The organism is Kribbella sp. NPDC050459 (assembly GCF_040655315.1).
Lineage (GTDB): Bacteria > Actinomycetota > Actinomycetes > Propionibacteriales > Kribbellaceae > Kribbella.
The window spans coordinates 36,931-53,404 of the sequence record NZ_JBFAJQ010000005.1 but is presented as its reverse complement, the minus strand read 5'-3'; the positions used below and the strand labels follow the sequence as shown (position 1 = coordinate 53,404).

General features: G+C 69.5%; 15 protein-coding genes. 3 read left to right on the top strand and 12 right to left on the bottom strand.

What is annotated here, in order from left to right; all coding sequences use genetic code 11:
• Window positions 1–38 precede the first annotated feature (38 nt).
• A complete protein-coding gene (locus tag AB0I12_RS19030; RefSeq protein ID WP_359931063.1) occupies window positions 39–452 on the top strand; it encodes a hypothetical protein in 414 nt (137 codons plus the stop codon).
• 63 nt (window positions 453–515) lie between these two features.
• On the opposite strand, the gene AB0I12_RS19025 is transcribed toward AB0I12_RS19030, so the two are convergent.
• Window positions 516–2,063 carry an MFS transporter gene (locus tag AB0I12_RS19025; protein WP_359931060.1) on the bottom strand — a complete coding sequence of 516 codons (1,548 nt, stop codon included), beginning with the start codon at window positions 2,061–2,063 and terminating at the stop codon, window positions 516–518.
• A gap of 94 nt (window positions 2,064–2,157) precedes the next feature.
• Between AB0I12_RS19025 and AB0I12_RS19020 the strand changes: the two genes are divergently transcribed.
• On the top strand, window positions 2,158–2,589 hold the full coding sequence (locus AB0I12_RS19020) for a MarR family transcriptional regulator (protein ID WP_359931057.1): 432 nt from the start codon (window positions 2,158–2,160) through the stop codon (window positions 2,587–2,589).
• 3 nt (window positions 2,590–2,592) lie between these two features.
• A complete protein-coding gene (locus AB0I12_RS19015; protein WP_359931054.1) occupies window positions 2,593–3,747 on the top strand; it encodes a pyridoxal phosphate-dependent aminotransferase in 1,155 nt (384 codons plus the stop codon).
• Here the strand turns inward: AB0I12_RS19015 and AB0I12_RS19010 are convergent.
• From AB0I12_RS19010 to dnaK, 11 genes are all read right to left on the bottom strand, one after another.
• Window positions 3,737–4,087 (bottom strand): ArsC/Spx/MgsR family protein, encoded by a 351-nt coding sequence (locus AB0I12_RS19010; protein WP_359931051.1) that lies wholly within the window; start codon window positions 4,085–4,087, stop codon window positions 3,737–3,739. The genes AB0I12_RS19015 and AB0I12_RS19010 overlap by 11 nt on opposite strands.
• A 14-nt stretch (window positions 4,088–4,101) precedes the next feature.
• On the bottom strand, window positions 4,102–4,566 hold the full coding sequence (locus tag AB0I12_RS19005; protein ID WP_359931048.1) for a hypothetical protein: 465 nt from the start codon (window positions 4,564–4,566) through the stop codon (window positions 4,102–4,104).
• A 103-nt stretch (window positions 4,567–4,669) separates the two neighbouring features.
• Complete coding sequence (locus AB0I12_RS19000) at window positions 4,670–7,291, bottom strand: hypothetical protein (RefSeq protein WP_359931039.1); 2,622 nt, start codon at window positions 7,289–7,291, stop codon at window positions 4,670–4,672.
• Window positions 7,288–7,887 carry a hypothetical protein gene (locus AB0I12_RS18995; RefSeq protein WP_359931036.1) on the bottom strand — a complete coding sequence of 200 codons (600 nt, stop codon included), beginning with the start codon at window positions 7,885–7,887 and terminating at the stop codon, window positions 7,288–7,290. The genes AB0I12_RS19000 and AB0I12_RS18995 overlap by 4 nt, the downstream gene beginning before the upstream one ends.
• Before the next feature lie 223 nt (window positions 7,888–8,110).
• Window positions 8,111–8,659, bottom strand: coding sequence for a hypothetical protein (locus AB0I12_RS18990; protein ID WP_359931034.1), 549 nt, complete (start codon window positions 8,657–8,659; stop codon window positions 8,111–8,113).
• Between the two features lie 70 nt (window positions 8,660–8,729).
• Complete coding sequence (clpB, locus tag AB0I12_RS18985) at window positions 8,730–11,309, bottom strand: ATP-dependent chaperone ClpB (protein WP_359931031.1); 2,580 nt, start codon at window positions 11,307–11,309, stop codon at window positions 8,730–8,732.
• Between the two features lie 167 nt (window positions 11,310–11,476).
• Window positions 11,477–12,010 (bottom strand): GNAT family N-acetyltransferase, encoded by a 534-nt coding sequence (locus AB0I12_RS18980; protein WP_359931028.1) that lies wholly within the window; start codon window positions 12,008–12,010, stop codon window positions 11,477–11,479.
• A 216-nt stretch (window positions 12,011–12,226) separates the two neighbouring features.
• Window positions 12,227–12,682, bottom strand: a complete 456-nt coding sequence (locus AB0I12_RS18975) for a helix-turn-helix transcriptional regulator (RefSeq protein WP_359931025.1) — start codon at window positions 12,680–12,682, stop codon at window positions 12,227–12,229.
• Entirely contained in the window at window positions 12,682–13,845 is a 1,164-nt protein-coding gene (gene dnaJ, locus AB0I12_RS18970) for a molecular chaperone DnaJ (protein WP_359931022.1), read from the bottom strand. The genes AB0I12_RS18975 and dnaJ overlap by 1 nt, the downstream gene beginning before the upstream one ends.
• 27 nt (window positions 13,846–13,872) lie before the next feature.
• Window positions 13,873–14,562, bottom strand: coding sequence for a nucleotide exchange factor GrpE (gene grpE / locus AB0I12_RS18965; protein ID WP_359931019.1), 690 nt, complete (start codon window positions 14,560–14,562; stop codon window positions 13,873–13,875).
• Entirely contained in the window at window positions 14,559–16,424 is a 1,866-nt protein-coding gene (gene dnaK / locus AB0I12_RS18960; protein WP_359931017.1) for a molecular chaperone DnaK, read from the bottom strand. The genes grpE and dnaK overlap by 4 nt, the downstream gene beginning before the upstream one ends.
• Between the last annotated feature and the right edge of the window lie 50 nt (window positions 16,425–16,474).

The window sequence follows — 16,474 nt, the reverse complement described above, 5'->3', positions numbered from 1 at the left end:
GCCTGGGTCCGGGCAGTCTCAGCAAAGGGGATGACGAGATGCGAACGATCACACGGGTGGGAGCCGCACTGGCCACGACCGCCGCACTGGTGACGCTGACCGCGACGCAGGCCAGCGCGGCGGTGACGTGGCTGTGGGAGAAGGCCGACGGGAACAACATCGGCACGGCGAGCTACACCGACACCGGCAACGTCATGCACGTCAACGACCAGGAGGCCGACGGCCACTCGCTGCTGCTGTTCGTGCACCGCCCGGGCGTCGCGAGCGGCGTCGCCTGCTGGGACAGCACCGGCGCCGACACGTCCGGCGTGAACTGCACGCTCAACTCGTACGACGAGAACACGCTCCTGGAGGGGTACCTCTGCCGCGGCGAGTGGGCCTCGAACCCCGACGACCGCGTGATCTTCTGGGACCGCTGCAACTACGCGGGCGCCCGCCAGTTCCGGAAGTGAGGCCGGGTACGGCGGCGGCGCCTGACGCTGCCGCCGTACCTCCGGATCCCCAGGCCATCACAATCACCCGATGCCTGCGCGCTCCGGCGTGGCTCCTTCCGGATCCGCGGATTGTGATGGCCTGGGGATCCGGAACGCTGCCGCGAGCACGACCGCGCCGACGAGGACGATGCCTGCCGCGACGAGAGCGGCGACGTGCATCGCGTGCACGAAGGTGTCGTTCGCGGCCTGCACCAGGTCCGGCCGGTGCAGCACGCCGGCCGCGTGCCGGGTCGCCTCGGCCGACGTACCGATGGCTTCCGGGTTCGGCAGACCGGTCAGCTCGGGAGCGATCCGGTGCTGGTACGTCGACGACACGACGGTCCCGAGGACGGCGACGCCGAGCACGCTGCCGACCTGGCGCAGTGCGTTGCTGACCGCGGAGCCGGCGCCGATCCGGTCCATCGGCAGCGTCGCCATCACGGCCGCGGTCGTCGGCGCGACGGTCAGGCCGATCGCGAGACCGGCGATCCCGCCGATGATCCCGATCGCCACGAGCGACGTGCCGACGTCGTACGTGAGGTTGAGCGCGAAGCAGGCCGCGAGCGTGAGGACCGCCGTACCCGAGACCTTGGCGACGCCGAAGCGGGCCGCCAGCCGGGCGCCGAGCGGTGCGCCGACGATCACGCCCATTGCCCCGGGCAACGACATCAGGCCGGCGTCCAACGCGCTCATGCCGCGCGCGCCCTGCAGGTAGAACGCCAGGTAGAAGCTCTGCCCGGTGAGCGTCAGGAAGACCGCGGCGAGCGCGAAGTTGCCGGCCGCGAACCGGCGGTTGCGGAACAGGCGCGGGTCGAAGCTCGGCTCGTGCTCACGTGCCTCGGAGAACAGGAAGCCGGCGAGCAGCAGCAGGCCCGCACCGATACTCGCCCAGACCTGCCAGCGGTCCCAGCCGCCTTGGTGACCGCCTTCGATCAAGCCGTACGACAGGCCGAGCAGCCCGAGCGTGGACAGGCCGAGGCCGAGCGGGTCGAGGCGACGACGCTGCGGGCTGCGCGGGTTCGGCAGGACGACGGCGGCGCCGATCAGGCCGAACACGACGATCGGCAGGTTGATCGTGAAGACCGATCCCCACCAGAAGTGGTCGATCAGCACGCCGCCGAGGACCGGCCCGACGGCGACGCCGACACCGGCCGAGGACGACCAGATCGCGATCGCGCCGGCTCGGCGCTCGGGCGGGAAGGTCCAGCCGATGATCGCCATCGAGGTGGGCATGATCAGCGCGCCACCGAGACCCATCGTCGCGCGGGCGAGGATCAGGCCGACCGGATCGGTGGCCCACGCGGCCCAGGCCGAGGCGATGCCGAAGACCAGCAGGCCGAGCATCAGGATCGTCCGGTGGCCGTAGCGGTCGCCGAGGGCGCCGGCCAGGAACAGGGCGGTGGCGAACAACAGCGAGTAGATGCCGACGGCCCACTGCAGCTGGCCGGGCGTGGCGCCGAGGCCCTGCACGGGGTCGGCGAGGCGTTCGAGAGCGATACCGAGGACGGTCGAGTCGATCCAGATCAGGACGGCCGAGACGACCAGGATCGCGAGGATGCGGCGCTGCCGCGGGGGGTCGATCGCAGACACGAAGTCTCCTATGATTGACAGGACCCTGACGAGGTTTCCCATCGTCATGGATTGACAGGTTCCTGTCAATCTCCTTTTCGGCAGAATGTGGTGCATGGACGTCAATGACGAGACCGGGTGTGTGACTTTCCTGGTGCGGCACGCCTGGCTGAGCATGCGGTCCGCGCTCGCGGTCGCGCTCGACGAGCACGGGCTGTCGGTCCAGCAGTACGGCACGCTGCTCTGCGTCCGGGAGTCGCCGGGACTCACCGTGGCCGAGGTCGGCCGCGTGGTCGGGACGACGCGGCAGTCCGCCAACGAGCTGATCGCCGGGATGGAACGCGCCGGGCTGGTCGAGCGGCGGCCGAACCCGAAGGACCGGCGTACCCAGCAGGTCCACCTCACCCCCGGCGGCGAGCGCCGGCTGGCCGAGGCCGCCCCGGCGATCCGCAAGGTCGAGGAGGATCTCGAAGCCTCCTTCACCGCGACCGACCGCGCCACCGCGCGGACCTGGCTTGCGCACATGGTCACCGCGGTCGAGGGTTAGACGATGCGCGGACATGCTGAGCGGTTGGACGGTCTGGGGACGACGATCTTCGCGGAGATGTCCGCGCTCGCGCTGGCGACCGGGTCGGTCAACCTCGGGCAGGGCTTCCCGGACCGCGACGGTCCGGACTCGCTGCTCGAGGACGCGATCGGCGCGATCCGCGCCGGCGCGAACCAGTACGCACCCGGCCGCGGGGTGCCCGCGCTCCGGCACGCGATCGCCGACCACCAGCAGCGCTTCTACGACCTGACGTACGACCCGGACACGCAGGTCCTGGTCACCACCGGCGCGACGGAAGCGGTCGCCGCCGCACTGCTCGCGTTCGTGGAGCCGGGCGACGAGGTGATCGCCCTGGAGCCGTACTACGACTCGTACGCGGCCGGCATCGCGTTCGCCGGCGGCCGGCGCGTACCGGTGACGCTGCGCGCGCCGTCGTACCGGCTGGACCTCGACGAGCTGCGCGCGGCGGTCACGCCGCGGACGAAGGTGCTGCTGATCAACTCACCGCACAACCCGACCGGCACCGTCCTCACCGACGAGGAGCTGCGCGGCATTCGCGACGTCGCGGTCGAGCACGACCTGGTCGTGATCACCGACGAGGTCTACGAACATCTGGTGTACGACGGGACGCACCGGCCGCTGGCGTCGTACGACGGGATGGCCGACCGGACCGTGTCGATCAGCAGCGCCGGGAAGACGTTCGCGGTCACCGGCTGGAAGATCGGATGGGTGACCGGTTCGCCCTCGGTGGTGACCGCGGTGACCACCGCCAAACAGTTCCTCACCTTCACCTCCGGCTCCCCCTTCCAGCCCGCCGTCGCCAACGCACTTGCCCTGGGCAACGACTACTACGACGCGCTGCGCGCCGACCTGCGCTCCCGCCGCGACCTGCTCGCCGACGGTCTCGCCGACCTCGGCTTCGAGGTCCACCGCCCGGCCGGCACCTACTTCGTCACCACCGACATCCGCCCCCTCGGCCACACCGACGGCATCGAGTTCTGCCGCATGCTCCCCGAACGAGCCGGCGTCGTCGCCATCCCCCACCAGGTCTTCTACGACAACACCGAATTCGGCCGCCCCCTGGTCCGCTGGGCCTTCTGCAAACAACCCGAGGTTCTCGAGGAAGCCCTCGACCGCTTGCAGAAGCTCAGGGAATGAACCTGGCGACGGTTTCGGGGTCGCGGGCGATGGCGGTGGTTCGGTCGTCGGCGGTGATGATCGGGCGCTGGATGAGGATGGGGTCGGCGACCATGGCCTTGATCCAGTCGGGGCGGTGGGCCGGCTCGCGGGGCAGGGTCTTGAGCGGCTTCGCGGCGGGCTCGTTGTGGCGGACGACGTCCCAGGGCTCGAGGTTGAGGCGGGTGAGGACGGCGGTCAGTTCCTCGGCCGTCGGCGGGTCGTCGAGGTAGCGCCGGACGGTGTAGTCGATGCCGGCCTCGTCGAAGGCCTTGGTGGCCGCGCGGCATTTCGAGCAGGCGGGGTTGATCCAGATCTCCACGGGGTCTCCCGGCGTCAGCGGTGGGTGAACCACAGTCTGGTGGGTCGCTGGAGCATCAGGATCAGCAGGGTCGCATGGACGGCAAGACCGAGCAGGCTGGCCGGGAGGGCCATGATCCCGCCCGCGATGCCCATGGCAGCGACGGCGATCAGCACGTACCGAGCCCAGGCGCGGCGCTTGCGGAGGTAGAGCGCGGGGACCAGGTAGACGACCGCGCAGATGAGGGTGGCCGCGACCGCGACCGGTGTGTTGCCCTGGGAGCCGGTGAGTACTTCGGAGATCTGGTCGCCGGCCGACGTGAGCGTGAGAGCCGCCAGCAGCAGGCACAGCGCGCCGAGCCCGATCGCGATGACCGACGCGACGGTGACCTGCTTCGGCGTCGCCGTCTGGTAGCCGTACGTATCCGGAGCGGAACCGAACAACCCGCTGTACGGACCCGGCCCGTCCCGCACCGGCTCGTCACCACGCTGCCCAGTCATCCAACGTCCTTCCACGACCCCTGCTCCGATCCTCCCAGATCGGCCAAACAACGCCGCCGAGCCGGGCCGGTCTGCACGACCGGCCCGGCTCGGGCGGCGAGCCTCAGGAGGTGGTGCGCCGGCGGAGGAGGCTGGTGGCGCCGATGGCGACACCGAACACGGCCAGGCCGGCGAGCAGGCGGATCCAGCTGCGGTCGCCTTCACCGGTGGCCCCGGCCAGCTTGAGCGAGTACGCCGTTGCGCCGGTCGCACCCTCGGGAGCACCGAACGGCATCGACTCGGTCTTGGCGCGGTCTGCGGCAGCGGAGAGCAGGCTGTAGCGGCGGCCGAAGTCGACTGCGGTGTCGGCGCCGTTCTTGGTCAGCACCTTCGCACCTTCCTTCGAGAGCCGGCCGGCGCCGTCGGGGACAGCGGGCGCTTGTTCGGTGGCAGTGTTGAGACCCTCCGACAGCTTGCCCGACCCCTCGGCCGCGGAGCCGATGCCGGTCGCCAGATCCTTGGAACCCTGCGCCAGTTGGTCCGAACCGGTCTTGGCCTGGCCGACGCCGTCGGCCAGCTTGCCGGTACCGCCGGCCAGCAATCCGAGCCCTCTGTCGAGCTGCCCGGTGCCGTTCACCAGCACGCCGACACCCGCCTTGAGCTTGCCGGTCCCGGTGGACAGCGCACCCGCGCCCGTGTCGAGCTGGTCAGCGCCGTCCGACAGCTGGTTGAGGCCGGCCAGCAGCGTCTTGCCACCCGCCTGGATCTGTCCGACACCGGTCTGCAGCCCGTTGACCCCACCGCGCAGGGTCTTGCTGGCCGGCGTGTCCTTCGAGGTGCCGACGCCGCCCTGGACGCTGGCCACCACACCGGACACCAGCTTGGTCACGCCGGCATCCAGCGCCACGAGGCCCTGCATCAGACCGGGCTCCGAGTCCGGACAGCCCGAGACCCGGTTGTCGAGCCCGCACTGCAGCTGCGCGATCCCTGGTACGGCGCGCTGGGTCAGCCGGCCCTTCAGGTACGCGAGCGCAGCCTGCAGCTTGGCGGAATCCGGCAGCGGCTTGTCCAGATCGGGTACCGGGTCACCCATCGAGCCCATCTGGGCGATCACCGAGTCGAGGATCATCTTCTTGACCGGGTTGGTCTCCGGCCCGACGTTCAGCGCCCCGGCCGGCCCGTTCAGCTGCGCGGCAGCGGCGCCGTAGCAGGCCTCGCTGTACGTTCCGGCCGGCTTGCCGTTGCTGACCGCGTCGAGCGCATCCGCCGCGCAGTGCACGCCGCCGCGCATCTTGTCGATCCCCGGACCGGAGGCGGCGAGCTGCTTCTTCAGCGTCTCCAGTCCGCCGAGCAGCGTTCCCTCGCTTCCGACCGAGCCGATCCCCGCGCGGAGCTGGGCCACGCCGTCGTGCAGCGGTTTCGCCTTGGCGGGCAGCTGGCCGATGCCGCCGTACATCTGACCGAGCCCGTCCTCGACGCTCTTCAAGCCGCCGCTGACCTGGTTCAGTCCGTCGATCAATGCAGGAGCCTTGCCGGTGGCCTCGTCCAGGCCGGACGCGAGTTTGCCGGTACCGGTCTTCAGCTTGCCGGCACCTGCGGCGAGGTCCTTCGCGCCTTTCTGCAGTTCGCCGGCGCCCTTGTCCAGCTTGCCCGCCCCCTTGGCGGCCTCGCCGGTCTTCGTGCGCAGCACAGATGCACCTGACTCGAGCTCGGCCATGCCGCCGGCCAGCTGCGACGCACCACTGGAGAGCTTCGTGGCACCAGGCGCGGCCTGGTTGGCGAGGCCGTCGTTCAAGGCCTTCGCACCGGCGTTCAGCTGGAGCAGGCCGGTGAGCAGCTTCTGCGCGCCGTCCCGCAGCCGGATCAGGTTCGAGTCGAGCGTCGTGCCGCCCTCGACCAGGTCGGCGCCCTTCGCCGCGCCGCTCTCGTATCCGGTGACCGCGGTCTTGAACGCCGGGCTCTCCAGCGGGCTGACCGGCAACGCGGTCAGCTCGGCCTCGGGGACGATCGCGTCCTTGACCTCGGCCGACCAGCCGAACTCCGCGGTCGCGGCGCCGACGGGCGGGAACAGCGTCGCGGTGAAGCTCAGCTTCGTACCGCCCTTGCCGTCGCCGGCCTTGTTCGCCTCGGCCGAGGTGACATCGCCGAACTCGGGCGGCAGCACCGTCGTGAGCTGACCGACCATCGGAATGACGACGTCGGCCTGTTCGACGACCTGCTTGCCGTACCCGTCGGTGATCGTCACCGACTCGGTCTTGGCCGAGGTGTTCTCCACGACGTAATGCGCCTCCAGCCGGCCCTTCTTGCCGACGACGTCACTGGGCTTGGACAGCTTCTTGCCGTTGAGGGTGTAGGTGACGGCGACCTTGATCGGCAGCTTCTTCTTGTCGAAGTCGCTGACGGTGCGAATCCGCTGCTCGCCGTCCACCGACAGGTCGACGGCCATCTTGCCGTCCTTGACCGCGAAGCCGCCGAAGCTGTCCAGGTTGCGCAGGCTGTCGGTCGACACCGGGTTGTCGACCTTCACCTTTCCGGTGCCGACGAAGGCGAGCTGCTCGTAGATCCGGGCGCCTTCGACCTTGCCGCTGGGGTCGAGCCTGGCCTGCACCGTCTCGGTGTTGGTGACCGTGACGGGGCCGGCGGACAGGGCGCTCGAGGTAGCCAGCGCCTGGGACGTCGACAGGACGAAAGCGGACGGGACGGCGACGGCGACAGCGAGTCCCCGGGTGATGCGTCGGGCGGTCACGCACGGTCTCCTTCGGTCGAGGCAAGCTCACGGGTGTCGTCGGCGGGAACCCAGACGTCTTCTTCAGTCGGCTCGTCGGGCGGAACCTCGGACCGCTCGGCCGGAGGCTCCGGCTGCGGCCGCCGGAGCGAGGTCGCCAGGAACCCGATCCCGGCCGCCAGCAGTACGCCGGTGGCCGCCGACGGCGACTGGGCCAGGAAAGCCGGACTGTCCGCGGTGTAGGTCTCCTCGTACACGGCGACCATCGCGGCCGCGCCGAGCAGCAGTGTCCACAACGGGATCTTTTCGCCCGAGCCGGCCGTGAACGCCACGCAGACGGCCACCACGGCGACGGCCGCGACGGCCCGCCCGGACGCCGAGTCCGGCAGATAGAGCGCCCGGACGGCGAATCCGAGCCAGGCGATGAACAACCCGATCAAGAAGCCGGTCGCGCGCATCGCCGGAGTGCGATCCTGCACCAGCCCCACCACACCCCCCAGGGCCCCGCCGACCAGCGCCACGTGCTGCGTGTTCAGACCGAGAGCTTCTCCGACCAGACACAACAGACCCGCGACGGCGGCCAGCAGCGCACCGGATAGCAAGGTACTGCGCTGCATTGAGTCCTCCACTCACTGCCGGACTCCGGGGACCCCCCGCCGGAAAATCCAAGTTTCAGGTACCTGAACTACTGTTCAGTACTTAGCTGACGGACGTTCCTACCAAGCAGTAACCCTTGGTTTCAAGAGCGGAGAGATACCGACTCGCTACGACCGGAAGTTCAAGTGTTTGAAGGCATTCCCGGCCAATACAAAAGCCGGGGCCGGATCCCGCAAGGAGTTCTCAGCTGAAGAGTGGTGCCAGGTGTGGCAACGGGAGGAAGTGGACCGTGGTGCCGGTGGTGCCGTCCGTGGGGATCGGCTCGAGGTCGGTCACGGGGACGCCGAGCTCGTAGCGCTGGGTCCACGAACCGTTGGTACGCCGGTTGGTGTGCACCAGCCACTCGCTCGAAGCAGCCACCACGGACATGCCTCGGCGCGGGTGACCGTCCGGAAGCAGCGGCGCCTCCGGATCCTCGAAGAACCGCAGGTCCTTGGTCGCCATGACCGGCTTCTTCACGACAGTGCCGTGCTCGTCGACGCGGGTGTCCGTGCCGCGCCCGTAGTCGGTGACCGCGATCGACCCGTCGGCGTGCAGCTCCACCGAGCACTCCGGGCGGCGCCCCGTCGACTCGGCTTCGTCGCCGGGGTACGCGAGCACCTCCAGCAGCAGGTGGAGCACTCCGCTCGGCGCGTACAGCTCGGGCTTCGCGCGAACCAGCTCCAGGTGCTCGTGATCGACCGAAGCAGCCCAGTCGTGGGTGGTGTTGGTCCAGTCGGCGCGCGAAGTCACCCGGCCATCCTCCCCGAGCCCACGTAAGCCGAAGGGGCCCGGTCAGGAATGACCGGGCCCCACCAACCGCTCAGACAGTGACGTCCAGCGCGTCCTTCGACTCGTTGAGGGTGACCTTGACGGTCTCGCCGTCGCGGATCGAGCCGTTCAGCAGGCCGCGGGCGAGCTCGTCGCCGATCGCGGACTGCACCAGGCGGCGCAGCGGGCGGGCGCCGTACACCGGGTCGTACCCGGTCATCGCCAGCCACTCCATCGCGCCCTCGTCGACCGCGAGCGTGATCCGCCGGTCGGTCAGGCGGCGCTGCAGCGCGTTGATCTGGAGCCCGACGATCTGTGTCAGCTCCTCGCTGCCGAGCGCGTCGAACAGCACGATCTCGTCCAGCCGGTTGATGAACTCCGGCTTGAACGACTGCCGCACGGTGGCCATCACCTGATCGCGCTTGATCTTGTCGTCGAGCGTGACGTCGGCCAGGTATGCCGACCCCAGGTTGCTGGTCAGGATCAGGATCACGTTGCGGAAGTCGACCGTGCGACCCTGGCCGTCGGTCAGGCGACCGTCGTCCAGCACCTGCAGCAGGACGTCGAAGACCTCGGGGTGCGCCTTCTCCACCTCGTCGAGCAGGATCACCGAGTACGGACGGCGGCGGACCGACTCGGTCAGCTGGCCGCCCTCCTCGTACCCGACGTAGCCGGGCGGGGCGCCGACCAGTCGCGCGACGCTGTGCTTCTCGCCGTACTCCGACATGTCGATGCGGACCATCGCCCGCTCGTCGTCGAACAGGAAGTCCGCGAGCGCCTTCGCCAGCTCGGTCTTGCCCACACCGGTCGGGCCGAGGAACAGGAACGAACCCGTCGGCCGGTCCGGGTCGGAGACGCCCGCGCGCGCCCGCCGTACGGCGTCGCTCACGGCCTTGACCGCCTCGCGCTGACCGATCAGCCGGCGGCCGAGCTCGTCCTCCATCCGGAGCAGCTTGCCGGTCTCGCCCTCGAGCAGCCGGCCGGTCGGGATCCCGGTCCACATCGCGATCACCTCGGCGATCTCGGTCGGGCCGACCTCCTCGTTGACCATCGCTTCGGGGCCCTCGGCAACCTCTTCCTCGGCGTCGGCCTCCTCGAGCTCCTTGGCGAGCTGCGGGATCTCGCCGTACAGCAGCCGGGACGCGGTCTCCAGGTCGCCGTCGCGCTGGGCGCGCTCGGCCTGGCCGCGCAGCTCGTCGATGCGCTCCTTGATCTCACCGACCCGGTTCAGGCCGGTCTTCTCCCGCTCCCAGCGGGCCTCCAGCGCGCGCAGCTCCTCCTCGCGGTCGGCGAGGTCGGCGCGCAGCCGCTCCAGCCGCTCCTGCGACGAGGCGTCGTCCTCGCGGGACAGCGCGAGCTCCTCCATCTTCAGCCGGTCCACGGTCCGGCGCAGCGAGTCGATCTCGACCGGGGACGAGTCGATCTCCATCCGCAGCCGGGACGCGGCCTCGTCGACCAGGTCGATCGCCTTGTCGGGCAGCTGGCGACCGGTGATGTACCGGTTGGACAGCGTCGCCGCGGCGACCAGCGCGGAGTCGGAGATCGCGACCTTGTGGTGCGCCTCGTAGCGCTCCTTCAGGCCGCGCAGGATCGCGATCGAGTCCTCGACCGACGGCTCGCCGACGAACACCTGCTGGAAACGGCGCTCCAGCGCCGGGTCCTTCTCGATCCGCGTGCGGTACTCGTCCAGGGTCGTCGCACCGATCATCCGCAGCTCGCCGCGGGCCAGCATCGGCTTCAGCATGTTGCCGGCGTCCATCGCGCCCTCGCCGCTCGCACCGGCGCCGACGACGGTGTGCAGCTCGTCGATGAACGTGATGATCTGACCGTCGGACTCCTTGATCTCGGTCAGCACGGCCTTCAGCCGCTCCTCGAACTCACCGCGGTACTTCGCGCCCGCGACCATCGCTCCGAGGTCCAAGCTGATCAGCCGGCGGCCACGCAGCGATTCGGGCACGTCACCGGCCACGATCCGCTGGGCCAGCCCCTCGACGACGGCGGTCTTGCCGACGCCGGGCTCACCGATCAGGACAGGGTTGTTCTTGGTACGACGCGACAGCACCTGCACGACGCGGCGGATCTCGGTGTCCCGGCCGATCACCGGGTCGAGCTTGCCGTCGCGCGCCCGCTCGGTGAGGTCCACACCGTACTTCTCCAGCGACTTCGTGGTGCCCTCGGCCTCTGGCGAGGTGATCCGCCGGTTGCCGCGCATCTTGTCGAACGCGTCGAGCAGCGCGTCCGGGGTCACCCCGAGTGCGGTCTTCGCGGCGCCCTCCACGGTCGCCAGCGCGATCAGCAGGTGCTCGGTGGAGACATACTCGTCCCCGAGCCCGAGGGCCCGCTGCTCCGCCTGGTTCAGCACGTCACCGGTCTTCCCCGACAGGCTCGGCGCCTGCACACTGCCACCGCTCGCCTTCGGGAGCCGGCTCAGCTGCTCGGCGGTCTTCCGGCGGACGGCGTCCAGGTCGCCGCCGGCCGCCTCGAGCAGACCGATCGTCGTGCCCTCGGGCTGCGCGAGCAACGCGGACAGCAGGTGAATCGGTTCCACGGTCGGGTTGCCCGCCGCGGAGGTCTGACGGATCGCGACCGACAGGGTTTCCCGGGCCAGCGTCGTCAACCGCTGAACATCCATCTGGTTCCAGCCTTTCAAGTTCCAGCAACAACAGTCACTGGATACAACCTATCCAAAGTTGAGTCCATTCCACTCAACTCTGAAGAATCTCCGGGAGAACTCAGGGTTCCGGACAGACGTGAGGGGTGGCGCCGCGTGGGCACCACCCCTCCACCGGATGCTCTTCGTCAGCTGAACTCGGAGGCGCGGATGCGATACACCTGCAGGTTCAGGTCGTAGTACTTGTCGGTCTCGCCGACCCATTCCATCCCGAGGCGGCGCGCGGTGGCGATCGCGCGCTGGTTGGCCGGTCGCGCGACCGCGAACAGCTCGTCGACCTCGCCGCCGCTGAACGCCCAGCGCATCAGCGCGCGGCTGGCCTCGGTCGCGTACCCGTGACCCCAGGCGCTCGGCCGTAGCTGCCAGCCGACCTCGAGATCCACCTCGTACGGCGGCAGCAGGCGGATCAGCAACGCGCCGACGATCTCGTGGTCGGTCCGGCGCTCGACCGCCCAGCGGCCCGCCGGGACGACGAAGTTCGGCTGGGCCTCGATCCAGGACTGCAGGATCATTCGCATGGTCGCGGTGTCCGGCACCTTGTCGATGGCCGGTGACAACCAGGGCGCCACGTCCGCGGATCCGAAGATCTCCAGCGCGGCGTCGGCGTCGTCTTCCTCCCAGTCCCGGATCAGCAGCCGGTCCGACTCCAGCTTCAGGGTCACCCCGCCAGGGTATGCGGTGTCCGACCGGGCGCAAGAGCACGAAGAGAGCCGCAGGGCGGTCCTGGAACGGACCACCCTGCGGGGGCCGAGGGGCGCTGGGGGGATAGCGCACCCTCGACTCGTGGAGGCGTCGTGGGGGAACGTCGACCTCCACCTGGCCGGAGGATCCGAGGAGTGGGTTTCGGAGAACCTCCGGCGGCTTTGGTGGGCGGGGGATCAGCGCGAGCCGAGTTCCAGAGGCTGGGTGCGGATCCACCGGGTCGTGGTCTGCTGTCGGCCCATGGCGATCACGTCGCCGGCGGGACCGGCAGAGAAGACCCGGCTGGCGGCGGGACGCCGGGAGGCGCCGACACCGCGCTGGACCTCTGCCAGTAGCTGGTTGACCCGCTTGCGCAGGTCCTCCACTTCGGACTGTAGCGCGAGAATGTGCCGAATGCCCGCCAGGTTGACACCTTCTTCCTGGCTGAGGTGCTGCACGTAGCGCAGCTTCGCCACGTCGTACGCCGAGTAGCGCCGGCCGCGGCCGGACGCCCGGCTCGGCACCACCAGGCCGAGCCGGTCGTACTGGCGCAACGTCTGCGGGTGCATACCGGCCAGCTGGGCCGCCACCGAGATCACGTAGATCGGGGTGCGGTCGTCCCAGGTCGGTACCTGGCTGAACGGGATGCCCATCACGAACTCCCGAACAACCCGGCCCGCAGATCAGGCTGGTCCGACGCGGAGCTGAACTCCTGCAGCTTCTCCTTCTGCTCGTCGGTCAGCTCGTGCGGCACCTGCACGTCGAGCGTGAGCATCAGGTCGCCCTTGGTCCCGTCCCGCCGGACCGAACCCTTACCGCGGACGCGCAGTTTGCTCCCGTTCGCCGTACCCGCAGGGATCCGGACCGTGACGGGCAGTCCGTCCAGGGTCGGAACCTTGATCTCCGCACCCAGCGCCGCCTCGGTGAAACTCACCGGGACGTTCAGGGTCAGGTGCTCGCCCTGGCGGCCGAAGATCCGGTGCTTGTGCACATGGACGGTGACGTAGAGGTCGCCCGCAGGGCCACCCCGTTCGCCGGCCGCGCCCTTGCCCTTGAGCCGGATCCGCTGGTTGTCCTGGACACCCGCCGGGATGCGGACCTGCATGGTCTTGCTCGACGTGCCGCGGCCGGAGCCGTGGCAGGTCTCGCACGGCTGGTCGACGACCAGGCCGCGACCCTTGCACTCGGTGCACGGCTCGGTCATCGCGAAGACGCCGCCCTGCACCGAGGTCTGCATACCGGTGCCCTCGCACTTGAGGCAGACCTTCGGGACGGTGCCGTACTTCGCGCCGGTCCCCCGACAGGTCGGGCACGGCTCGTCGCTGGTCATCCGGAGCCCGACCGTGACACCGTTCACGGCCTCGGCGAACTCGATCGTCGCCTCGGTCTCGATGTCCTGACCGCGCCGCGGACGGGCGGTCGTACTGGTCGTGGTCCGGCCGCCACCGCCGAACATGCCGCCGAGGATGTCGCCGAGCCCGCCGCCGGCACCCTGGCCGCCGCGGTTGAAGAGGTCGCCGACGTTGAAGTCGAAACCGCCGCCCTGCCCGCTGCCGCTCGGCATCCGGAAGCCGCCGCTGCCGAACAGCCGCCGCGCCTCGTCGTACTCCTTGCGCTTCTTCGGGTCACCGACGACGTCGTACGCCTCGGAGACCTCCTTGAACTTGGCCTCCGCCTTGGTGTCCCCGGCGTTGGAGTCCGGGTGGTACTGCCGGGCCAGCTTGCGGTACGCCTTCTTGATCTCGTCGGCCTCGGCGGTCTTGGAGACGCCGAGAACCTTGTAGAAGTCCTTCTCGATCCAGTCCTTCGTGCTCATCCGACGCCTCCCCTCCCGTCGTGGTCGTTACTCCGCGGACCGTTCCGCGTCTTCATCTGTGGTCTCCACCGGTACGTCGGCCTTCGCGGCGTCGGCCGGCAGTTGTTCGGTCGGCTCCGACACGGCCACCCGGGCCGCCCGGAGGATCCGCTCACCGTGCCGGTAGCCCGGTTGCATGATCATCGTCGCGGTCGGGCCGTCGACCTCGTCGGAGTAGTTGTGCAGCAGGGCCTCGTGGATCCGCGGGTCGAAGGTGTCGCCCACCTCGCCGTACTTCACCAGGCCGAGCTTCTCAGTGACCCGTTCCAGCGATTCGGCGACCGCCTTGAACGCGCCCTCCAGTTCACCCGCCTCGCGGGCCCGGCCGACGTCGTCCAGGATCCCGAGCAGCTCGGTCAGCACGGTGCCGATGACGAGCTCCCGGGACGCTTCCCGCTCCCGGTCGACGCGGCGCTTGTAGTTCACGTACTCGGCCTGCAGTCGCTGCAGGTCCGCCGTACGCTCCGCGAGCGCCTCGGTCAGCAGGGCCTCCTGGGCGGACGGGCCGATCAGGTCCGACGGGTCGCGCGGTGGCTGTCCGGCCGGGCCGGCCGCTGCGGGCGCCGCGGACTGCTCCGCAGGCTCCCGCAGCTTGCCGGTTTCCGGGTCGATCCGGCGCTTGTCGCGGATGACGGGCTCCCCGTCACCGAACTCGCTGCCAGTCGGTCGATCCGTCACTTGTCCTCCGTCTTGTCCTGCGGCCGGTCCTCGTCCACGATCTCGGCGTCGACGACGTCGTCGTCGTTGCTGCTGCTCGAGCTCGCGTCCTCGGAGGTGGCGCCGTCGGTCGAGCCACCGGCGGCCTGGGCGTTCGCGTACATCGCGGCGCCCATCTTCTGGCTGGACTGGGCGAGCTTCTCCGAGGCGGCCTTGATCGCCTCGGCATCGTCACCCTCGAGCGCCTTCTTCAGCTCGGCGACGCCGTCCTTGACCTCGGTCTTGACGTCGTCGGGGACCTTGTCCTCGTTCTCCTGCAGGAACTTCTCGGTCTGGTAGACGAGGCTCTCCGCCTGGTTGCGGCTCTCCACCGCCTCGCGGCGCTTGCGGTCCTCCTCGGCGTACTGCTCGGCGTCGCGGACCATCTGGTCGATGTCGGTCTTCGGCAGCGCGGAGCCGCCGGTCACCGTCATCCGCTGCTCCTTGCCGGTGGCCAGGTCCTTGGCGTTCACGTGCACGATGCCGTTCGCGTCGATGTCGAAGGTGACCTCGATCTGCGGCACGTTCCGCGGCGCCGGCGGCAGGCCGGTCAGCTCGAAGTTGCCGAGCGACTTGTTGTCGCGGGCCATCTCGCGCTCGCCCTGGTAGACCTGGATCATCACCGACGGCTGGTTGTCCTCGGCCGTGGTGAAGATCTCCGAACCCTTGGTCGGGATCGTGGTGTTGCGCTCGATGATCTTGGTGAACACGCCGCCCTTGGTCTCGATACCGAGGCTCAGCGGGGTCACGTCGAGCAGCAGGACGTCCTTGACCTCACCCTTCAGCACACCGGCCTGCAGGGAGGCGCCGACCGCGACGACCTCGTCCGGGTTCACACCCTTGTACGCGTCCTTGCCTGCGGTGAGCTCCTTGACCAGGTCGGCCACCGCGGGCATCCGGGTCGAACCGCCGACCAGGATCACGTGGTCGATCTTCGACACGTCGATCCCGGCGTCCTTGATGACGGCCTTGAACGGGGCGCGGGCGCGCTCGAGCAGGTCGCTGGTCATCTTCTGGAACTCGGCCCGGGAGAGCTTCTCCTCCAGGTGCAGCGGGCCGGACTCGGTCAGGCTCAGGTACGGCAGGTGGATCGTCGTCTCGGCGGTGCTGGACAGCTCGATCTTGGCCTTCTCGGCGGCCTCGGTGAGGCGCTGCATGGCCATCTTGTCGCCGGACAGGTCGGTGCCGTTCTTGTTCTTGAACTGGGTCACCAGCCACTTGACGATCCGGTTGTCCCAGTCGTCACCACCGAGGTGGTTGTCACCGCTGGTCGCCTTCACCTCGAAGACGCCGTCACCGATCTCCAGCAGGGAGACGTCGAACGTGCCGCCGCCGAGGTCGAAGACCAGGATGGTCTGCTCGGCTCCCTTGTCCAGGCCGTAGGCGAGCGCGGCCGCGGTCGGCTCGTTGACGATCCGGTGCACCTTCAGGCCCGCGATCTCGCCGGCCTCCTTGGTCGCCTGGCGCTGCGCGTCGGAGAAGTACGCCGGCACGGTGATGACCGCGTCGGTGACCTGCTCCCCGAGGTACGCCTCGGCGTCCCGCTTCAGCTTCTGCAGCACGAACGCGCTGATCTGCTGCGGGGTGAACTTCTTGCCGTCGATGTCCACGCTCCAGGCCTCGCCCATGTGGCGCTTGACCGAGCGGATGGTGCGATCGACGTTCGTGGTGGCCTGGCGCTTCGCCACCTCGCCGACCAGGACCTCGCCGTTCTTGGCGAAAGCCACCACCGAGGGCGTCGTGCGCGCTCCCTCGGCGTTGGGGATGACGGTGGGCTCGCCACCTTCCAGTACGGCGATGACGGAGTTCGTCGTACCGAGATCGATACCGACCGCGCGGGCCATGCTTTACCTCCACAGAGTTGAGTGATGCAGACTCAATGTTGCCGTTCGTC